This window comes from Psychroserpens sp. (assembly GCF_034670085.1).
Lineage (GTDB): Bacteria > Bacteroidota > Bacteroidia > Flavobacteriales > Flavobacteriaceae > Psychroserpens.
This window is the reverse complement of record NZ_JAXMOD010000002.1, coordinates 94,276-116,165: the sequence shown is the minus strand read 5'-3', so window position 1 is coordinate 116,165 and position 21,890 is coordinate 94,276. Positions and strand designations below refer to the sequence as shown.

The window sequence follows — 21,890 nt, the reverse complement described above, 5'->3', positions numbered from 1 at the left end:
TAATAGAGAACCCTGTGTCTTAATGTTAACCTTTTATAATCAATCCAATAATTTTTGGAACCCTTAAAGAAAATTAATAAGCAATCTGACGAAGAGCTAGTGAGTAATATTGTGAAAAACAATGATACTTTGCTATTCGAAGTATTGTACGATCGTTTTGCACATTTAGTGTACAATAAATGCTATGGTTTTGCCAAGGATGAAGATGAAGCTAAAGATTTAACACAAGACGTCTTTCTGAAACTATTTGTTAAGCTCGCAAGTTTCAAAGGGAAATCTAAGTTTTCAACCTGGTTGTATGCATTTACATACAACCATTGTGTTAATTATGTAACGCGAAATACTGCTAAAAAATTTGAAAAGCAATCTGTAGATTATGCAGATATTGAAAATATTTCAGAAGAGCCAAGTGATGAAAGTTTTAATGATATGAGATTAGACAAGCTCAAACAAGCATTAGAACTCGTTTCGCCTGATGAAAAAATGATACTATTGCTAAAATATCAGGATAATCTTTCTATTAGAGAGATTGAAAGTGTTTTAGATATTGGAGAAAGCGCTGTAAAGATGCGAATCAAACGTGCTAAGGATAAATTGTTAACTGTATATAATGATAATCTTGTGTAATGGAAAATCCTTTTAAAGACATAGATAAGCCATTGAGATCGGTTCCACCAGAACTGAAGTCCAAGGTGATGCATGATATTGCTATTGCAAAATTATTGATGGAGTTAGCTGAATTGTTTTCTTACAATCTAGGCGACGTAATAGAAACAGTAATGAATAAAAGAAATAAATAATAATTAGCTATTAAATAAATAATCATTAAAAATGGAAAAAGTAACAGAATATAAAGACATAGCCATGGAGTCGCTCACTGCGATGTGGCTTGAAATAACAAAGATATTCCCAAGCATCGTAGGTGCATTAGTGGTTTTAATTATAGGTTGGTTAGTAACAAAAATTGTGGTTAGACTAATCAAAAAAGCATTAAAACTTGCTAAAGCAAATAAGTTAGATGATAAGCTAAATGAAATTGAAATTGTTGAAGGGAAACAACTCAATTTTGATACAGTAAAAATTGTATCAACATTTGTAAAATGGGTCATTTATATCATGTTACTTATCATTGTTTCTGATATTTTAAACTTGAAAATCATCTCTGAGCAAATCAGTAATTTCCTAGGGTATTTGCCGCAATTATTTGTTGCTCTCATAATTTTCACGTTAGGCTTATTGTTTGCAAATTTTGTAAAAAATGGACTAAAATCCTTTTTTGAGTCTATGGATTTGTCAGGTGGAAAAATGATTAGTCAGATCGTATTTTTCTTATTAATCATATTCATTTCAATAACAGCCTTAAATCAAGCAGGAGTTGATACAGAAATTATAACAAGTAACCTCACGATGATTCTTGCAGCATTCTTATTGTCATTTGCATTGGCATTTGGTTTGGGAGCAAGAGAAGTGGTTGCCGATTTATTAAGAACGTTTTATACAAGAAAGACCTACGAAGTTGGTAAGAAAATCGAATTTGAGAGTAAAATTTATGAAGTAGATTCAATTAGTAATATATCTGTGGTTTTAAAAAATTCAGATGGCAAACTTATAGTGCCTATTAAAGATATAGTGGAAAATCAGATAAAGGTTATTGACTAAATAATTTAGGGTTAAAGGTTAGTATTAGATTATAGGTCTTTAACGATTTGAAGATATTTCGCTTCCCTTTTCATTAATTTGGAAAGGGATTTTTTTATTTACGTTTGTTTCGCTTGTTATAGTTTTTGTCTCCTCTTGTTTTAGGCTTCTTATATTTTGCCGCGATTTTAAACTTATAAGAACCTCCTAAATTTTCCTTTTTGTTTTTGTCTTTCTTTTCGTGAAACGCTGGTCCTGGAGCATCTTCATCTGTGTGCTTTGTAGGATTGTTCCGTTCTCTAATTTGCGGACGCTCTTCTTCTATTAATACTTTAGAAATTTCAACGTTTTCTGGAAAATCTAATAATGGAATAGTCATATCCATATAGTCTTGAATAGTTTCAATCGCTTCCTGTTCGTTTTTAGTAGAGAAAGTGAGTGCACGTCCTTGTTGCTCTGCTCGTCCTGTTCTACCAATGCGATGCATGTAATTTTCAGGAAATTTTGGTGTGTCAAAATTGATGACATGACTTATGTTTTCAATATCTAATCCACGAGCCATTACATCTGTAGCAATTAATACGCGATTGTCTCCTGCTCTAAATTGTTCTATACTTCTAAGTCTGTAGTTTTGTGTTTTATTAGAATGAATCACACACGATTGTCCTGGAAAACGTTCTTCTATTTCATCAAATAATAAATCTGCTAATCTCTTAAATGCAACGAAAACAAGAACTTTATTGTACGTATCAGAATCCTGTAGCAAATGCTCTAACAGATTTGTCTTCGTATGAAAATTTGCAACATCATAGCGTTGCTGGTCTATATTATGTAAAGGTGTTCCCGAAATTGCTATGGTCACACGCTCTGGTTTGGTGAAGAAATCGGTAATCAATTCATCAACATCTTCTGTCATGGTTGCCGAAAACATAATGTTTTGACGACGATCTGGTAAAATGTCAAAAATATTAAGCAATTGATGTCTAAATCCTAAATCTAGCATAACATCAACTTCATCAATGACTAATTTTTGTATACTTTTTAAATGCAAAACATGACTTACTGCTAAATCAAATAAACGTCCAGGAGTAGCAACGATAATGTCTTGCCCTTGAGCTACAGCTTGCTTTTGTGTGTTTATATTTGTGCCACCATAAACTCCTAAAACCCTAACGTTAATATACGATGCTAACTTTTCAATTTCATCTACAACCTGAACCACCAGCTCCCGAGTTGGTACCAAGACCAATACTCTAGGATTATCTTGCGTAGAATATTTTAAATGACGCAAAATAGGTAACATATAAGCAAAAGTCTTACCAGTACCAGTTTGTGCAATACCAACCACATCCTTTCCTGAAGCAACCATATTAAAGGCTTCGGCTTGAATTGGAGTCGGTTTTACAAAGCCCAAATCGTTTAGAGCATTGTATAAAGGCGTATTTAAATTTAAATCTTCAAAAGAGATCGCATCGTTTTCCATGCTGCAAAGATAATTTTTTACTTTGGAAAAACAGACTTGTTATTCATGGCTTTAATTCAGTATTTTTGTGACTCATATAAATGGCCTTGAGACATCACAAATCTGTACATATTTCTAATCCGGAAACTTTTAAAAATCAACTACTGCTTTGGAGTGAGAAATTTGATGAAATTGTTTGGTTAGATTCTAATAATCACAAACAGAAATATGCTAATTACGATGCAGTTTTGGCTGTTGAAGCCTTTACAAGTATTCAAACAGATTATTATAATGCTTTTGAGCAATTAAAAGAATATCAATCTATTACTAAGGATTGGCTCTTTGGTTATTTGTCGTACGATTTAAAAAATGATGTTGAAGAACTGTCTTCTAATAATTTTGACGGATTATATTTTCCAGAGTTATGCTTCTTTCAGCCTAAAAAACTATTTTTTTTAAAAGGAAATACACTTGAGGCGCTCTATCTAAATTTTGTGTCTGATGAATTAGAAGACGATTTAAAACAGATTGAATCTACTGTTACTTCGAGTGCAGTTGAGAAGTCTTTTAATGACAAAGACATCAAAATAAAACTCAGAATTCACAAGGATGAGTACTTCGAAAAAGTCAATGCGGTTTTAAATCATATTCATAGAGGTGATATTTACGAAGCTAATTTTTGTCAGGAATTTTATGCTGAAAACACAACAATCAATCCGATTGACATTTATAATAATCTTAATCAAATTTCAAAACCGCCTTTTGCTAGTTTTATTAAACTATATGATAAATATCTACTATCAGCTTCACCAGAACGCTATATTAAAAAGGATGGAACTAAAATTACATCGCAACCTATTAAAGGCACAGCAAAGCGATCTTTGAATCAAAAAGAAGATAATCAATTAAAGAAAGAGCTTTCCGAAGATATCAAAGAACGCAGTGAAAACGTTATGATTGTTGATTTAGTTCGAAACGATTTGTCTAAAACGGCAACAAAAGGTAGTGTCAAAGTTGAAGAACTTTGTAAAGTGTATTCGTTTGATCAAGTGCATCAAATGATGTCGACTATAACTTCAGAAGTAGATAAAACAACACACCCTGTTGATGTTTTAAGAACTACCTTCCCAATGGGAAGTATGACTGGTGCACCAAAAATTTCAGCAATGAAAATTATTGAAGAACTTGAAGAAACCAAACGTGGTTTGTATTCTGGTGCTGTTGGGTATTTTACTCCAGACAATGATTTTGATTTCAATGTTGTGATTAGAAGTATTCTTTATAATGCCTCTGAAAAGTACGTCTCATATTCAGTTGGTGGCGCCATTACAGCAAAGAGTAATCCTTTAAAAGAGTACGAAGAATGCTTACTGAAAGCGAAAGCAATGCGCGAAGTTCTAGAAAATTAAGTAAAGTTAATCGCAAAAACTCATACCTTTGATTTGTGATAGATCAATTTCAAAAACATATCAATAATGACATGTCTTTCTTAAAAGAGAGCAGACTGCTTATTGCGCTTTCAGGTGGATTGGATAGTGTTGTATTGACGCACTTGTGTCATGCTTTAAAACTTGATATTACCTTAGCGCATTGCAATTTTAAATTACGTGGAAATGAAAGTGATGAAGATGAAGCTTTTGTTTTAGAATTGGGAAATAAACTAGATTTAGAGGTTTTTATTGAGTCTTTTGATACGGAAACTTATGCTAAAACTGAAAAATCATCTATACAAATGGCTGCTCGAGCATTGCGATACAATTGGTTTTTCGATTTAGCTGATAGTTTGAATTTTGATTACATCTTAACTGCGCATCATGCAGATGATAATTTAGAAACATTCCTAATCAATTTAACTAGAGGAACAGGTCTTAGTGGATTGACTGGTATTCCTGAAGTTAATGAAAACATTGTCCGACCATTGTTACCATTTACAAGAGATCAGTTAAAGACGTATGCATTTCAAAATAATATAAAATGGAGAGAAGATAGCAGCAATGCTTCAGATAAGTACCTTCGGAATAAATTACGTCATGATGTAATTCCTATTTTGAAGGATCTAAACCCTCAATTGCTTCAAAATTTTAAAAACACACAACACAATTTGCAAGATGTTAAGCATATTATTGAAGATACGATAGTTAAAGTTCAGAAAAAAGTTGTGACTGTTGAAGATGATGTTTTGAAACTTAATATTAAGAAACTGAAGAAATTATCAAATCCTAAAGCTTATGTCTATCAGTTATTAAAAGATTTTAATTTTACCGAATGGAATGATGTTATTGATTTATTAAATGCACAATCGGGTAAACACGTGATGTCAAGCACACATCGATTGATAAAAGACAGAAAACATTTGATTTTGGCAGACAGAAACGATTTTGTCATTCCGAGCGATAGCGAAGAATCTTTTACTATAACAGAAATTGATGAAAAAGTTCAAACACCTTTTGGAATCCTATTTTTCGAGGAAGCTGATACAGTTTCTAAATCTTCAAAAGAAACCATTTTTGTAGATAAAGACTCAATTGTTTATCCTTTAAAACTTCGCCAATGGAAAGAAGGAGATGTTTTTTATCCTCTTGGAATGAAAGGTAAAAAGAAACTTAGTAAATATTTTAAAGACGAGAAATTGTCTATTATCGATAAAGAAAATGTGTGGCTGCTTACGTCTGAGGATAAGGTGGTTTGGGTAATAGGAATGCGAGCGGATAATCGGTTTAAAATCGCTAAAAACACAAAACATATTCTAAAAGTTACACTTCAATAGATATTCAAATGCAAAAACTACAAGGTCAAATAGTTGATATCAAAAACAAACGCATTTTTAAAGGTGAAATCACTATTGAAAATGGTAAAATAAAATCTATTGAAAAAAAAGATCATAGTGTAAATCATTATATTCTGCCTGGCTTTGTTGATGCACATATCCATATTGAGAGCTCAATGCTAGTGCCAAGTGAATTTGCTAGAATCGCAGTAAATCACGGAACGGTTTCTACTGTTTCAGATCCTCACGAAATTGCAAATGTACTTGGTGTTGCTGGTGTGAATTTTATGATAGACAATGGAAAGCAAACCCCTTTTAAATTCAATTTTGGAGCACCTTCTTGTGTGCCTGCAACTTCTTTTGAGTCGGCAGGAGCTATTATAGATTCAGAAGATATTAAAACCTTAATGGCTAGTGCAGATATCAAGTATTTAGCTGAGATGATGAATTATCCTGGTGTTTTATTTGATGATGAAGAAGTGCTTAAAAAAATAGCTTGGGCGAAACACTTTGGAAAACCTATTGATGGTCATGCGCCAGGATTGCGAGGAGACGATTTAACAACATACATCTCTGCCGGAATTTCCACCGATCACGAGTGTTTTACATTTGAAGAAGGCTTAGAAAAACTTCAGAAAGGAATGAACGTCATTATCAGAGAAGGTAGTGCTGCTAAGAATTTTGAAGCTTTAATCGATTTATTGCCTGAATATTATGAGAATATGATGTTCTGTAGCGATGATAAGCATCCAGATGATTTATTACTAGGTCATATTAATCAACTCTGTGCAAGAGCTGTGGCTAAAGGGATAGACGTGTTTAAAGTCTTGCAAGCAGCTTGTATTAATCCCGTTGAACATTACAATCTTGATGTTGGCGTATTGCAGGTAGGAGATGATGCAGATTGTATTGTTGTTGAAGATTTAAGAGATTTTAGAACGCTACAAACCTATATAAATGGTGAATTGGTATTTGATAATGGCATTTCAAAATTAGAGTCTGTCGAATTTGAAAATTTAAACAATTTCAACACGGATAGAAAACAGGTTTCAGATTTTAGATTTGAATCTAATGCAGAGCAAATTAGAGTGATTGAGTGTTTAGATGGTGAGTTAGTAACTAATGAAATTATTGAAAGCGCAACAATTCAAAATGGTAATCTAGTCTCTAATACGGAAACAGATGTCTTGAAAATGGTCGTCGTAAATCGCTATAAAAATGATAAGCCAGCAATTGCTTTTATAAAAAATTTCGGATTAAAGGAAGGTGCAATTGCATCTTCGGTTGGTCACGACTCTCATAATATTATTGCAGTTGGTGTTTCTGATGAAGCCATTTGTAATGCGGTCAACCTTCTTATTGATAATGAAGGCGGAATCTGCGCTATTAGTAATGCCAAAGAGAAAGTAGTAGCGCTTCCTGTTGCTGGCATTATGAGTGATCAGAATGCAGAAACTATTGGGAAACAGTATTCTGAATTAGATAAAATGGCTAAACAATTAGGAAGTAAACTTCATGCGCCTTATATGAGTTTATCGTTTATGGCATTATTAGTAATTCCTTCACTAAAGTTAAGTGATAAAGGATTGTTTAATGGCTCAGATTTTAAGTTTACGTCATTAGAAATTTAAACCCTAAATAAGAATCGTTCAATATTGAGTTTAATTAATTATTGACATCTCAATAATAGCTTCATATTAATATATATTTCATATATTTGGATAGAGTGTGATTAGAAATCCTCAATTCTACGAATAGATTTCTAAAGCATTCTTATTTTTTGTTCAAATATTAATAAAATTAATCTGATAAGCTGATGATGAATGTTAGTGATACACTTTCCGAAGTAAAAAATTATATAAACGGTAAATTTGAGAGAAATGGCCAAAATTCAATGGATGTATTAAGTCCATTAGATGGTTCAAAAATTTCTTCAATTCCCTTATCTACAACACAAGATGTAGATGCTGCAGTGCAAGCTGCCAGTAAAGCATTTCCTGAATGGTCTGGTATGACCTTCAAAGAACGCGTACAAATATTTTTTAGATATAGAAATCTATTAGAACAGCACATGGATGAGCTCACAAAATTGGTGCAACTAGAAAATGGCAAAACCTATGGAGAAGCCAAAGCTGAAGTTGAAAAAAGTATGGAGCTTTGTGAGTTTGCCGTATCAATGCCACAAATAGTGGTTAATGAAGTCCAGGAAGTGAGTAAAGGAGTTGAATGTCGTATTGAGCGCAAACCACTTGGTGTTGTCGCATCGATCACGCCATTTAATTTTCCGAATATGGTACCACATTGGACCTTACCAAATGCCTTAGTATTAGGAAACACAATGGTTATGAAACCTTCAGAACTTGTGCCATTGAGTACAGTACGTATGGCAGAATTATTAAAAGAAGCTGGTCTTCCAGATGGTGTTTTTAATATTGTTAATGGAGGCAAAGAAGTGGTAGAGGCTATTTGTGATCATCCAAAAATTGAAGCAGTGTCCTTTGTTGGCTCAACTAAAGTTGCTAAAATCGTTTATAAAAGAGCAACATCAAATCTTAAACGTTGTGTCGCTCTTGGTGGAGCAAAAAATCATTTGATAGTCTTACCTGATGCCAATCTTGAAATGACAGCGTCTAATGTAATTGCTTCCATGGCTGGTTGTGCTGGTCAGCGTTGTATGGCTGCTTCCGTTATGGTTGGTGTTGATAAAGTTCAACATATAATTGATCGTATGGTCGAAGAAGCAAAAGCTATTGTTCCTGGAGATAATTTAGGTTCAGTTATTACTAAAGAAGCTAAAGAACGTATCGAAGGTTATATTGCTGAAGCTGAAAAAAATGGCGCTAAGATTTTATTAGATGGCCGTAACGCGACTGTTTCTGGCAAAGAAGGTGGTTATTATGTTGGTCCAACAATTATAGATCATGTTACTGCAGATATGTCTGTAGCCAGAGAAGAAATATTCGGACCAGTGATTTCTATTATAAGAGCTAAAGATCTAGATGAAGCCATTGAAATTGAAAATGGTTCTAACTATGGAAATGCTGCCGCTGTATTTACCCAAAGTGGTGGTTTAGCAAAACAAGTTATGGAACGCGCAAGTGCAGGAATGATTGGTGTTAATATTGGAGTTCCTGTGCCTCGTGAGCCTTTTTCTTTTGGTGGATGGAATGAATCAAAATTTGGTGTTGGTGATATTACTGGACGCAGTTCTATTGAGTTCTGGACACAGAATAAAAAGACGACTACAAAGTGGAATCCTGAAGCACAAACCAATTGGATGAGTTAATTTATAGGTTTAATTAAATTGATTTAACTCATTAAAAAACAATATTTTATATAAATGAATAACCAACAAATTATAAAAGATAATTTAGACTATACTTTATTTTCTTGGGCCAAACAAGGCGGACTTAATCCTATAAATGCATCACATGCTAAAGGTTCTTATATTTATGATAGAGATGGTAAAAAATATTTAGATTTTTCGTCTCAACTTATGAATGTTAATATTGGTCATGGTGATCAACGAATTACTGAAGCTGTTGCAAAACAAATGCAAGAAGTGAGTTATGTGTATCCAGGAATGGCAACTGATGTTCGTGGGAAATTGGGAAAAAAGATCGCAGAAATTACACCAGGAAATCTAACTAAATCATTTTTCACCTTAGGTGGAGCTGAAGCTATTGAAAATGCCATTAAGCTGGCGAGAATGTATACTGGCCGTCATAAAATTATTACACATTATAGAGCTTATCATGGGGCAACTTATGGTGCTATGACTGCTGGAGGAGATCCTCGACGTTTTCCTGTAGATAGTCAAGCTATGCCAAATGTGGTGCATGTTGAAAATCCCTATGCATATCGTTGTCCGTGGAATTCTGATTCGATAAAACAATGTGGAGAACGTGCTTTATCGCATTTAGAACGTGTGGTTCAATTTGAAAATCCAGATAGTGTTGCTGCGATATTATTTGAAGGCGAATCGGGATCTTCAGGTTGTTTGAAATATCCTCCAATGTATTTAAAACGAGTGAGAGAACTTTGTGATAAATACGGAATTATGATGATTGATGATGAGGTCATGAGTGGATTTGGACGAACTGGAAAGATGTTCGGTATAGATCATCATGAGGTAACACCAGATATTATGTGTCTGGCAAAAGGCTTGACTTCTGGGTATTTACCACTTGGTGGTGTTGTTGTAACTAATAAAATAGCAGCATATTTTAATGACAATCCAATGATTATCGGGTTAACCTATTCAGCTCATCCAACGTTGTGTGCAGCGGCTTTAGAAAACATCCGAATTCTTCAAGAGGAGAACATGGTTGAGCGAGCAGCAGAAATGGGCGTATATATCGAAGCTGAAGTTGAAAAATTAAAAGCAAAGCATCCTTCAATTGGAGATTTTAGAAATACAGGTTTGCTCGGCTGTATCGAATTAGTTAAGAATAGAACTACTAAAGAACCAACAGTGCCATGGAACGCAAAACCTCATGAAATGGAAGCTACGGGGAGAATGGCGGCCAAAATTAGAGAATTAGGCATGTTCACCTTTGTAAGGTGGAATTGGATTTTTATTGCGCCTCCTCTAAATGTAACAAAAGAAGAAGTAGATGAAGGCTTACAAATAGTGTCGCAAGCGATTGCTATTGCAGATGAATACTGTTATTAATATATGAGTAAAGATATTGTAGAATTAAACGAAGATGTTTCAGATTCGCCTCTGTATAGCGAAGATTTAGCACCTGTACCAGTAAGTCAAAGAACTTGGACGAAGTGGCATTTGGCTGCTATTTGGGTTGGAATGGCTGTTTGTATCCCTACGTATCTTTTGGCTTCATATATGATTAAAACAGGATTAAACTGGTATGAGGCGCTAATTATTATTGGACTTGCTAATTTGATCATTACCATTCCAATGGTGCTTAATGGTCATGCTGGTGTTAAATATGGTGTGCCTTTTCCAGTTATTGGGCGATCATCATTTGGTGTTAAAGGGATTCATATTCCTTCAGTTATAAGAGGATTAGTAGCTTGTGGTTGGTTTGGTGTGAATACTTGGTTAGGCGGAATGGCGTTGTATTCCATTTTTATAGCTATTTCTGGAATTGATGCTGCAATAGGATTGTCTGTCGGACAATTCGTTTGCTTCGGAATATTTTGGATTATTAATATGTATTTCATTTGGAAAGGCACTGAAAGTATAAAGTGGCTTGAAGAATATGCTGCACCAATTTTGATAGTCATGGGCTTGATATTAATTGGTTGGGGTTACAGTAATGCTGGTGGTTTCGGAATTGTCCTAGAGCAAGGTAAACAATTAGAAATCCCTGTTGCTGAAATATATCAGAGTGATGATAATAAGAGTTTTATTCATCTTAATCCTATTAAAGATAAGCAAGGAGTTGCTAAAGCTAGTGATTATCAGCTAATTTTAAATGGAACGGAATTAGGTTGGAACACTTTGACTATTGATGATATCGCTATCTCTAATTTAAATGAGAACGATATTTATCAAGTCCAATTAAAAAATGAAAAAACGATTTCATCAATTGCAAGTGTGACAACTAGATCGGAAAAAGACTCATTTGGAGATAAAATCTGGAAATATCTTATCTGGCTTACTGCTATGCTTGGTTTTTGGGCAACAATGTCCTTAAGTATTGCTGATATCACTAGATATTCATCATCTCAAAAGGCGCAAGTGCAAGGACAGTTTATTGGACTGCCAGGAACCATGATGTTGTATTCCTTTGTTGGCATATTTGTAACCTGTGCAGCAATTGTAAATTTTGATGATATACTTATAGCAAATGATGCGCCTTGGGATCCAATTGCGTTACTGGCAAAATTTGATAGTGTTTGGGTGGTAGTTATCGCTCAGATTTTTATGATAATAGCGACCTTGAGTACCAATATAGCGGCAAATGTTATTGCGCCTGCAAATGCATTTTCTAATCTTCTGCCAAAAAAGATTAGCTTTAGAGGTGGAGGATTCATAACTGGAATTATTGGAATTTTAATATTTCCATGGTTATTGCTAAATGAAATACAAGGTTTATTAATTGATGTCAGTGCGGTTTTAGGTCCAGTTCTAGCAATTTTAGTCTGTGACTATTACCTAATTAACAAAAAACAAATTCAGTTGGCTGATTTATATAAAGAAAATGGATTGTATGCATTTGGCGGAAGCGGGATCAATAAAGCTGCAATAATAGCTTTACTCATTGGTGCTTTTATTGCCATTGGTGGAAAATGGATTCCTGCGATGAGTTCGCTTTATGCCATTTCATGGTTCTCAGGATTCATAGTTTCGTTTGTTTTGTATTATGTATTAATGAAGAAAACGAAAAAAGTATAATTTAAAAAAACAAATCAACATTGAGTGATTACTTTATTGAGTTAATTATTCAGTGGTCATTCATATTTAAAAGATGTCTATATTAATAAAAAATGGTCGTGTAGTTACGGCTTCCGAAAGTTATATCGCTGATGTGTATACTGAAGGCGAAAAGATTGTTGCAATTGGAAAAGACCTAAGTTATAAGGCTGATAAAATAATTGATGCGACAAATAAATTAGTATTTCCTGGAGGAATTGATCCTCATGTGCATTTAGATATGCCGTTTATGGGAACCTATTCTAGTGACGATTATGAAACAGGAACTCGAGCTGCCTTGCATGGTGGAACAACAATGGTTATCGATTTTATTTTGCAAACACAAGGTGATACATTGCATAATGCTTTAAAGACTTGGCAAGAGAAATCGCAAAAAGCGATTGGTGATTATTCGTATCACATGGCTGTGACCGATTTTAATGATGATGTGGCAAAAGAAGTGGTTCAGATGATAGAGGACGAAGGTATTTCATCTTTTAAAACATTTATGGCTTATAAAGGTGCTTTGATGATAGATGATGGCCAAATGGTGCAACTCATGAAAGTGGTGAAAAATCATGGTGGTTTAGTTACAGTACATGCTACGAATGGAGATATGATAGATTCTTTGATTGCGAAAAATAGAGCGCTTGGAAATATGTCGCCTTTGTATCACTATTTATCTCAACCTGAAGTCACTGAGGCGGAAGCTTCTGCGCGATTTGCCGATATGCTTCATTATACAGATTGTCCTGGATATATTGTTCATATGACTTGTGAAGGTGCCTTAAATGCAGTAAGGAAAGCAACGCAAAGGAATCAAAAAGTTTTCGTTGAAACGTGTACGCAATATTTAGTATTAGATGCTTCATTGTATGAAAACGATTTTGAAGGTGCAAAATGGGTGATGAGTCCACCACTCAGAGAAAAGAAAGATCAAGTTGCATTATGGTCTGGTATTAATCAAGGACTTGTTCAGGTAGTAGGAACAGATCATTGTCCGTTTATGTGGGAACAAAAGAAAATGGGTAAAGATGATTTTTCAAAAATCCCAAATGGACATCCAGCAATTGAACATCGAATGGAATTATTGTTTTCAGAAGGTGTAAACAAAGGAAAAATCTCATTAACTAAATATGTAGAAGTCAGCTCAACGAATGCAGCTAAAATCTTTGGAATGTATCCAAGAAAAGGAACAATTGCCATAGGATGCGATGCAGATATTGTGGTATTCGATCCCAATAAACAACATACCATTTCTGTTGAAACACATCATATGAATTGTGATTATTCAGGATACGAAGGTATGAAGGTGACAGGAAAAACAGAAACTGTAATTTTGAGAGGTCAAGTAGCTATTGAAAATGAAAATTGTCTTTTAAGATCAGGTCACGGAGAATTTATTAAAAGAGGAAAAACCTCTAAAACAGTAATTTAGAAAAATAAAACCTCTCGGCTGCGCTCGAGGAGAGAAAAGGAAATAAATGTCAGGTCGAGCGCAGTCGAGACCTATTTAAAATTTATAATTATGCCAAGAAAAGTAAAATCAGGATTGATTCAAATGAGTCTTCCAATGACGGAAGGAGAAGGAACCATTCAGGAAATAATGGATGCGATGTATGACAAGCATATTCCGTATATAGAGGAAGCTGGGCGACAAGGTGTTCAAATTCTATGTTTGCAAGAAATATTCAATACACCATATTTCTGTCCAGGACAGGATAAGAAATGGTATGAGTCAGCCGAACCAGTTCCAGGACCAACGACTGAAAAAATGCAAGTGTTGGCAAAGAAACATAATATGGTAATCATTGTTCCAATCTATGAAAAAGAGTCACCAGGTGTGTTGTACAATACGGCTGCGGTTATTGATGCAGATGGAACGTATTTAGGGAAATATAGAAAAAACCATATACCACATACAACCGGATTCTGGGAGAAATTTTTCTTTAAGCCTGGAAATATGGGTTATCCAGTCTTTCAAACCAAATATGCTAAAGTAGGTGTTTACATTTGTTATGACAGACATTTTCCGGATGGAGCAAGAGTTTTAGGTTTAAATGGCGCCGAAATTGTTTACAATCCTTCAGCAACCGTTGCTGGATTAAGTGAGTATTTATGGAAGCTAGAGCAACCGGCTCATGCTGCTGCAAATGGGTACTTTATGGGTTGTATAAATCGTGTAGGTGAAGAGAAACCATGGAATTTAGGTAAGTTCTACGGACAATCGTATTTTGTAGATCCACGCGGACAAATATTTGCTGAAGCGTCTCGTGATGATGATGAACTATTAGTAGCTGAATTTGATTTAGATCTAATTGAGGAAGTGCGCTCTACATGGCAATTTTACAGAGATAGACGACCAGAAACGTATGGCAGATTAACAGATTTATAAATTATGGCAGAATATAAACGACCGAAAACAAAAGCTGAATTCGATAAGAATTTCAAGCAGAAAAAACCATTAATGAACGATACTGAAGCTTTTTGCGAAGCGTCGCGTTGTTTGTTCTGTTATGATGCGCCTTGTATCCAAGCATGTCCTACAGGTATTGATATTCCATTGTTTATCAAGCAGATTCATACCGATAATATAACAGGAGCCTCCAAAACGATTTTCGATTCTAACTGGTTAGGAAATGCTTGTGGTGTTGTTTGTCCAACAGGTGTTTTATGTGAAGGTGCTTGCGTGTATAATCATCAAGATGTGCCGCCAATTCAAATAGGTAGACTTCAAAACTATGCGACCAATAAAACCATTGACGCTGACAAAGTGATTTTTAAAGTTGGTGAGTCTAACGGAAAAAAGATAGCAATCATTGGCGCTGGACCTGCAGGATTAGCTTGTGCTTGTGAAGCGCGAACTCTAGGTTATGAGGTTGATATATATGAAGCAAAAGAAAAGCCTTCAGGATTAACGGTTTACGGTATTGCGCCTTACAAAATTACAAACGAAGAAGTGTTGAAAGAAGTGGAATATCTTCAAAAACAACTTAGTTTCAATATTAAATATAACAATGCTATTAATTCAAAACAGGAGTTAGCAGCTTTAGAAACCAATTACGACGCTATATTTATAGGAGTTGGTCTTGGTGCAACTAGGTATTTAGGTATGGATGGTGAAGATAAAGAAGGTGTTGTTGGTGCTGTTGAGTTTATTGAAGAACTCCGCATGAAACAACATGAAGTAAAGGTTCCGGCTAAAGTAGTAGTTCTCGGTGGAGGAAATACAGCCATGGATGCAGCTTCTGAAGCGGCGAGAATGGGAGCACGAAAAACTGTTTTAGCTTATAGGAATTCTAAAGAAAGAATGGGAGCTTACGGATTTGAATATGATTTAGCTATCAGTGCTGGAGTTGATAGTTTATTTAATGTAACTCCAATTGCGATCACAGGAAACGGAAAAGTTGAAGGTGTTAAATTTGCTAAAACTGAAATGGTTGAAGGAAAATTGAAAACCAATATGAATACTACTTTTATTGTGAGATGTGATATGGTAATAAAAGCCACTGGTCAAGCTAAACAAGGTCATTTGTATGACATGATTGATGACTTAGATATAGATAGTAAAACAAGAATTAAAATCAATGACGAATTTCAAACGTCCAATCCAAAATATTTTGCAGGAGGTGATGCTGTAAATGGAGGTGCTGAAGTGGTTAATGCTGCTTACGATGGAAAAATGGCTGCTCAAGGAATTAATAACTGGTTGAAAAATAATTAAATGTTTGTCCTCCTGAACTTGATTCAGGATCTCATCATTATCGTAACAAAATACATTCCTCATTAAGTACGGAATGACATAATAAAACAAAAAACATGATAGATTTATCAATAAATTTCGGAGGAATTAAAGCACCAAATCCATTTTGGTTAGCATCAGCACCACCAACAAATTCGGGTTATCAAATAATGAAAGCTTTTGAGGCAGGTTGGGGAGGAGCAGTATGGAAAACGCTTGGAGTTCCTGTTGTTAATGTCTCAAGTCGTTATGGTTCGGTGAATTATAGAAATACCAAAATGATGGGTTTCAATAATATCGAATTAATTACAGACAGACCTTTAGCTGATAATCTAAGAGAGATTGAAGAGGTGAAAAAATATTTTCCTGACCATGCCGTAATTGCTTCGCTAATGGTAGAAAGCAGAGCGGAATGGGAACAAATCATAAAAGATGTTCAAAATGCTGGAGCCGATGGCATAGAGCTTAATTTCGGTTGTCCACACGGCATGTGTGAACGAGGAATGGGTTCAGCTGTTGGGCAAGAGCCTGAGGTTTTAAAAACCATTGTTGGTTGGGTGAAAGAAGCTGCTAATATTCCAGTGATTACAAAATTGTCACCTAATATTTCTCATATTACTGATCCTGGATTAGCTGCAGTTCAAGGAGGTACAGATTCAATTTCATTAATTAATACCATTAAAAGCATTGTTGGAATCGATTTAGATTCTTATGCGCCTTATCCAATTGTAGATGGTAAAGGAACTAATGGTGGTTATTGCGGACCTGCAGTGAAGCCCATTGCAATGCATATGCTTAAAGATTTAGCGCAACATCCTGAAATAGGAAAAGTGCCATTATCAGGTATTGGAGGCATTGAAACTTGGCGTGATGTTGTAGAATTTATTTTGCTAGGAGCAACTTCTGTTCAAGTGTGTACAGCTGTAATGCACTATGGTTTTGGGATTGTTCGTGAAATGGAAGCTGGATTGCGTCAATTTATGGAAGAGAAAAATTACAACACCATTTACGATTTTGCTGGAAAAGCACTACCTAATGTAACAGAATGGAAACATTTGAATTTGAAACATAAGGTTGTTGCAGAAATTAATGAAGACAAATGTATAGGTTGTGATTTGTGTTATATAGCTTGTGACGATGGTGCACATCAAGCGATTGCTTTGCCAATTGATTTAACAAATAGAATTCCTAGTATAATTGAAGCTAATTGTGTGGGTTGTAATTTATGCTCATTAGTATGTCCAGTTGAAGACTGTATTACGATGGTTAAAAGAGATGATGGAACCGAAAGTTTAACATGGCATGAACGCACGTTAAACGATGATATTCCAGTAACTTTTGATGATGATAAAGCAGGAGGTAAAGGGCATTTTGTACCAACACCTGCAGACGCATTGAAACATAAACGTTAATGCCAATAATCGAATCCACCTACAAGCCTCCATTTCAATTTAAAAATGGGTTCATTGCTACAGTATATTCTGGATTAATTAGAAAAGTTGATCTATTCCAAGAGCGTGAGCGTATAGAAACTCGCGATCAAGATTTTTTAGATTTAGATTGGAGTTATGCGCAAAAGAAGTCAGATTCTGTAATCATTTTGCTACATGGATTAGAAGGTCATGCACAACGTCCTTATGTCACAGGATCGGCGAAACTATTCAATCAAAATGGTGTAGATGCCGTTGGTGTGAATTTTAGAGGGTGCAGTGGAGAGGATAACCGATTTTATAATAGTTACCATTCTGGAGCAACCAATGATTTAGATGATGTTGTAAAGCATTGTATTGAAAAAAAGGGCTATTCAAAAGTATTTATCAAAGGGATAAGTTTAGGAGGTAATATCACCTTGAAATATTTGGGTGAGGATCGAGACATCCCAAAACAAATAAAGTCCGCAATTGCGATTTCTGTGCCTGTTCATTTGAATGGATCTGCTAGAGAATTGCATAAACCAAAAAATAAAGCTTTTGCTATTCGATTTAAAAAGCATTTAGTCGATAAGCTAAAGGTTAAAATATTACAATTTCCTGATAGAATTAGTGTTGCAGAGATTAATTCAATTAAAACTTTAAGAGATTTTGATGAGGTTTATACATCCAAAGCGCATGGTTTTTTTGATGCTTTAGACTATTATGAAAAGGCAAGTAGCTTACAATTCTTGAATGATATTAGAGTGCCAACGCTCGTCATGAATGCCTTAAACGATTCGTTTTTATCTTCAGAATGTTATCCGGTAAAGGAAGCTAAAAACAATCCAAACTTACATTTAGAGATGCCAAAATATGGAGGTCATGTTGGTTTTATTCAAAAGAATAAGGTCTACTACAATGAACAACGCGCTTTGGAGTTTGTAAAGGATTTAATTCATTAAACCGTTAGGAAACCCTTAATCAACAATAACCTAAGATTAGAGCAGTTCGAAATAATCAAAGTTTGTTGAGATTATTATTGTTTTAGTTTTAAAATTGAAGTCTTATTTTTTCATAACTTTAAATCATATAAAATTTCAATGCCTAATTCTACTGTATCATGATACTTAAAACCAGCATTACATGGAGTAAAATTTTACGTAAATCACTTTTCGTAATGGCTTTCGTTTTGACATTATCTTCGTGTCAAAGCCTCAAGACAGCAATTTTCGACCAATATTCTTATCAGCAAGCTATTTCTATTAAAGTAGAAAGTTTAAACCTTATGGATGATGCAACTCAGTCGTATGATTCATTTGAAACAGAAGTAGAAGGTCTAATGCTCGAGCTTCAGAAAATGGTAGAATATGAAAAAAACAAACCTGATAACCAAGTTAGTTATGCTATGTGGAATGTGCTTGCCAATGCAGACAAAAATTTATTGGCAGGTTTTTTTAAACGGTGGAAAGAGGATGGACAGCTTTCAAAAGTATTTAAGGATGAAGCAAAACTTCAAATTTCAGAGGCTTTAGATTTAATTATTAAATATGAAGCTCAAAAAAACAAAACCAATGAGACGAATATTCTCAACTTTTTAGGAACTAATTAAAATAGATCTTATGGATATTGAAGCACTATTAAAGCTATTAAAAGAAGAGTTACTCAAGGTTTTGGGTGAAAGTTATGGCGATTTTAAAACTGAAACTAAGAAGGACGTAGAAGCGTTTTTAACCCTTTCTAAAGTGAAACTTGAGCGATGGACTGGCTTATTGCAATCTGGAGATTTAACGCCTGAAGATTACGAATGGCTATTAAAAAGTCAGAAGGATTTATTGGTGTTGAACGCCTTATATCAGGCTGGTGTTTCCAAATTGAAATTAGGACATTTAAAAAATAAAATCATAAAGACGATTATGAACACAGTAATAGCTTCTATTGTGTAATTGCTTATGGATCATCAAATAGAATCTACAGAAGGTAAGATAAATGAAACGCCTAAACATTATACGGTCTACAATTGCCATACGCATACCTTTACTATTGATCATGTGCCGAATAAATTCGGCAAGAAAGTCATGCCTTTGTTATATCAGTTGATTACGATGAAAGTAGTCAAGTGGTATTATTTAAACTTAACCATACTAAGGAGTAATAACTTTAAGCGCTTTGTTCACAGATGCAGAAAAGTAAAGTATTTTTTTATTGATTTTTTTAAGTTCACTCGAGTTTTATATTGGATTTATACTTTGGTGTTGTTTTTATGTTATTGGGTGTTTAAAATGCTCATAAATATGTTGGCCTTAGATAATTTATTTAGCAAGCAAACGAAGGCTGCTTTTAAACGTTATAAAACCATTGGCCGTTATGCGACTTACAGTGTTTCTGGTCAAAAGAAGGTGTTTGATTTATTAGAAAAAACTTATGATGTAGACACTAAATTTGTGGTCTTACCTATGGATATGGATTATATGGATGCAGGAAAACCAATAGCTAATTATATGCAGCAATTGGAGGAACTTTTAAAAGTAAAATCGAATAACAAAGGTCAATTATTGCCATTTGTGTTTGCAGATCCTAGGCGTATTATTGATCATAAAATAAATATTAACGGATTTTCGTATCAAAATTATATACAAGAAAACCTATCGAATCAAAAGTTTAATGGGATTAAATTATATCCAGCTTTAGGTTATTATCCGTTTGATAAAAACCTGATTGAAACTTATAAGTTTGCTCAAGAGCATCAGATTCCAATTACAACACATTGCATTGAAGGAACTGTGTTTTTTAGAGGAAAAAAGAAGAAGGAGTGGAATCATCATCCTATTTTAAAGTATACAAAAAAGAAGGAGCAAGGGCCAATTCCAATTCCGTTACCGCAAACCAAGAATTACGATTTCACCACTAATTTTACACATCCCTTAAACTATTTGTGTTTATTAGATAAGAAGTTGCTGAGTTCTTACATGGGAGAGGAAACCGATTTGAGCAAGCTGAAAATTTGTTTGGCGCATTTTGGAGGAACTAAAGAATGGTCTCGATATACTGAGGATAATTGGAATAATTACAACAATAATATTTCACATAATTCAAGAACATCTTATTTGAGTCAGAAAATTAAGAACACATTGAATCATGGCGATAGAAGACTTATTTGGTGGAACGCAAGCTGGTTATCTGTTATTTACGATTTAATGATTAAATACGAAGGGGTTTATACAGATATAAGCTTTATTATTTTTAATGAAGACTTATTTCCGCTTTTAAATTATTTACTTCAAGATGACAAGGTAAAACATAAAATTCTATTTGGCACAGACTATTACGTCGTCGCCCAGAAAAACACCGAGAAAGCCTTATTTCAAAATCTTCGAAGCTATATTGGTGAAGACTTATTCTATATGATTAGTCATACAAATGCCAAACGGTTTTTGAGTACAAGTTTTAAAATGTATTGATTTTATAGAATATTATCTATATTTGAGTAAATATTCTATAAATGCTCAAAAAAGTTTATGCTAGTGCTGTATTTGGTGTCGAAGCTTCAACTATTACTGTCGAGGTTAATGTCGATTCTGGTATTGGTTACCATTTGGTAGGATTACCAGATAATGCGATTAAAGAAAGTAATTTCAGAATTGCAGCTGCACTTCAAAATAACGGATATAAGATTCCAGGAAAGAAAATCATTATTAATATGTCACCTGCAGATTTGCGAAAGGAAGGTTCTGCCTACGATTTAACCTTAGCTATTGGGATTTTAGTTGCTACCAAGCAAATAAAAGCTAATCATTTAGAAGACTATCTTATCATGGGAGAATTGTCTTTAGATGGAAATTTGCAACCCATAAAAGGCGCATTGCCAATTGCTGTAAAAGCGAAAGAAGAAGGATTTAAAGGGTTCATTCTTCCGAAACAAAACGCTAAGGAAGCTGCGATTGTTGATGGTTTAGAGGTTTTTGGTGTTGAAAATATAAAAGAAGTCATTGATCATTTTGATAAGGACGTTTGTATTAAACAAACCATCATCAACACCAAAGAAGAGTTTTATAAAAACTTAGATTTTCCTGAGTTTGATTTCAGTGATGTTAAAGGACAAGAAAGTATCAAGCGTTGTATGGAAATCGCAGCAGCTGGTGGTCATAATATAATCTTGATTGGTCCTCCAGGAGCAGGAAAAACGATGCTTGCCAAACGATTACCAAGTATTTTACCGCCAATGACATTATCTGAAGCACTTGAAACTACTAAGATACATTCGGTTGTTGGTCGTGTGAAAGCACATGCAGGAATTATGGCGCAACGACCTTTTAGAAGTCCACATCATACCATTTATGGTTCGTTGCCCATTTGTAATGTGCACATTACTACTGAAAAGCCTGAATATAGACCATTCCCTAAAGAATCAGATAACAGTTTAGGAGCTTGCTTAAAAAGGAAACGTTTGGAACAAGAATGGACACAACAACAAGTATCTGACTTTATTG

General features: G+C 34.4%; 18 protein-coding genes and 1 pseudogene. 18 read left to right on the top strand and 1 reads right to left on the bottom strand.

Annotation, left to right across the window (positions count from 1 at the left end):
- The first annotated feature begins 54 nt into the window (after positions 1-54).
- Genes VOI25_RS04295 through VOI25_RS04285 form a run of 3 tightly spaced genes read left to right on the top strand, consistent with a single transcriptional unit; the run spans position 55 to position 1,659 of the window.
- Positions 55-627 (top strand): sigma-70 family RNA polymerase sigma factor, encoded by a 573-nt coding sequence (locus tag VOI25_RS04295; RefSeq protein ID WP_323787754.1) that lies wholly within the window; start codon positions 55-57, stop codon positions 625-627.
- Positions 627-800: a hypothetical protein gene (locus VOI25_RS04290; protein WP_323787753.1), complete on the top strand. Its 174-nt coding sequence runs from the start codon at positions 627-629 to the stop codon at positions 798-800. Before VOI25_RS04295 ends, VOI25_RS04290 begins: the two co-directional genes overlap by 1 nt.
- Before the next feature lie 31 nt (positions 801-831).
- Complete coding sequence (locus VOI25_RS04285) at positions 832-1,659, top strand: mechanosensitive ion channel family protein (protein WP_323787752.1); 828 nt, start codon at positions 832-834, stop codon at positions 1,657-1,659.
- A 94-nt stretch (positions 1,660-1,753) separates the two neighbouring features.
- Here VOI25_RS04285 and VOI25_RS04280 read toward each other — a convergent pair whose 3' ends face one another.
- Positions 1,754-3,121, bottom strand: coding sequence for a DEAD/DEAH box helicase (locus VOI25_RS04280; protein WP_323787751.1), 1,368 nt, complete (start codon positions 3,119-3,121; stop codon positions 1,754-1,756).
- 80 nt (positions 3,122-3,201) lie between these two features.
- On the opposite strand from VOI25_RS04280, the gene pabB reads away from it, so the two are divergent.
- From pabB to VOI25_RS04205, 15 genes and pseudogenes are all read left to right on the top strand, one after another.
- Complete coding sequence (pabB, locus tag VOI25_RS04275) at positions 3,202-4,509, top strand: aminodeoxychorismate synthase component I (RefSeq protein WP_416376062.1); 1,308 nt, start codon at positions 3,202-3,204, stop codon at positions 4,507-4,509.
- A gap of 71 nt (positions 4,510-4,580) precedes the next feature.
- Entirely contained in the window at positions 4,581-5,867 is a 1,287-nt protein-coding gene (gene tilS / locus VOI25_RS04270) for a tRNA lysidine(34) synthetase TilS (protein ID WP_323787749.1), read from the top strand.
- Positions 5,868-5,875: 8 nt separating this feature from the next.
- Positions 5,876-7,498, top strand: coding sequence for an adenine deaminase (gene ade, locus VOI25_RS04265; protein ID WP_323787748.1), 1,623 nt, complete (start codon positions 5,876-5,878; stop codon positions 7,496-7,498).
- A gap of 185 nt (positions 7,499-7,683) precedes the next feature.
- Entirely contained in the window at positions 7,684-9,153 is a 1,470-nt protein-coding gene (locus VOI25_RS04260; protein WP_323787747.1) for a CoA-acylating methylmalonate-semialdehyde dehydrogenase, read from the top strand.
- A gap of 54 nt (positions 9,154-9,207) precedes the next feature.
- Positions 9,208-10,542, top strand: a complete 1,335-nt coding sequence (locus VOI25_RS04255) for an aminotransferase class III-fold pyridoxal phosphate-dependent enzyme (RefSeq protein ID WP_323787746.1) — start codon at positions 9,208-9,210, stop codon at positions 10,540-10,542.
- Positions 10,543-10,545: 3 nt separating this feature from the next.
- Complete coding sequence (locus VOI25_RS04250; RefSeq protein WP_323787745.1) at positions 10,546-12,231, top strand: NCS1 family nucleobase:cation symporter-1; 1,686 nt, start codon at positions 10,546-10,548, stop codon at positions 12,229-12,231.
- A gap of 73 nt (positions 12,232-12,304) precedes the next feature.
- Positions 12,305-13,687: a dihydropyrimidinase gene (gene hydA / locus VOI25_RS04245; RefSeq protein WP_323787744.1), complete on the top strand. Its 1,383-nt coding sequence runs from the start codon at positions 12,305-12,307 to the stop codon at positions 13,685-13,687.
- 90 nt (positions 13,688-13,777) lie between these two features.
- The gene (locus tag VOI25_RS04240; protein WP_323787742.1) at positions 13,778-14,644 is read left to right on the top strand and encodes a nitrilase-related carbon-nitrogen hydrolase; all 867 of its coding nucleotides are present in this window, start codon (positions 13,778-13,780) and stop codon (positions 14,642-14,644) included.
- Between the two features lie 3 nt (positions 14,645-14,647).
- Positions 14,648-15,973 carry an FAD-dependent oxidoreductase gene (locus tag VOI25_RS04235; RefSeq protein WP_323787741.1) on the top strand — a complete coding sequence of 442 codons (1,326 nt, stop codon included), beginning with the start codon at positions 14,648-14,650 and terminating at the stop codon, positions 15,971-15,973.
- A gap of 95 nt (positions 15,974-16,068) precedes the next feature.
- Entirely contained in the window at positions 16,069-17,403 is a 1,335-nt protein-coding gene (gene preA / locus VOI25_RS04230) for an NAD-dependent dihydropyrimidine dehydrogenase subunit PreA (protein WP_323787740.1), read from the top strand.
- Positions 17,403-18,365: a YheT family hydrolase gene (locus VOI25_RS04225; protein WP_323787738.1), complete on the top strand. Its 963-nt coding sequence runs from the start codon at positions 17,403-17,405 to the stop codon at positions 18,363-18,365. The genes preA and VOI25_RS04225 overlap by 1 nt, the downstream gene beginning before the upstream one ends.
- 158 nt (positions 18,366-18,523) lie before the next feature.
- Complete coding sequence (locus VOI25_RS04220; protein WP_323787736.1) at positions 18,524-19,012, top strand: hypothetical protein; 489 nt, start codon at positions 18,524-18,526, stop codon at positions 19,010-19,012.
- A gap of 10 nt (positions 19,013-19,022) precedes the next feature.
- On the top strand, positions 19,023-19,346 hold the full coding sequence (locus VOI25_RS04215) for a hypothetical protein (protein ID WP_323787735.1): 324 nt from the start codon (positions 19,023-19,025) through the stop codon (positions 19,344-19,346).
- A 6-nt stretch (positions 19,347-19,352) separates the two neighbouring features.
- A complete protein-coding gene (locus VOI25_RS04210) occupies positions 19,353-20,861 on the top strand; it encodes a hypothetical protein (protein WP_323787734.1) in 1,509 nt (502 codons plus the stop codon).
- Between the two features lie 41 nt (positions 20,862-20,902).
- Positions 20,903-21,736, top strand: a pseudogene (locus VOI25_RS04205) (YifB family Mg chelatase-like AAA ATPase); the annotation flags it as partial.
- Positions 21,737-21,890: the final 154 nt, after the last annotated feature.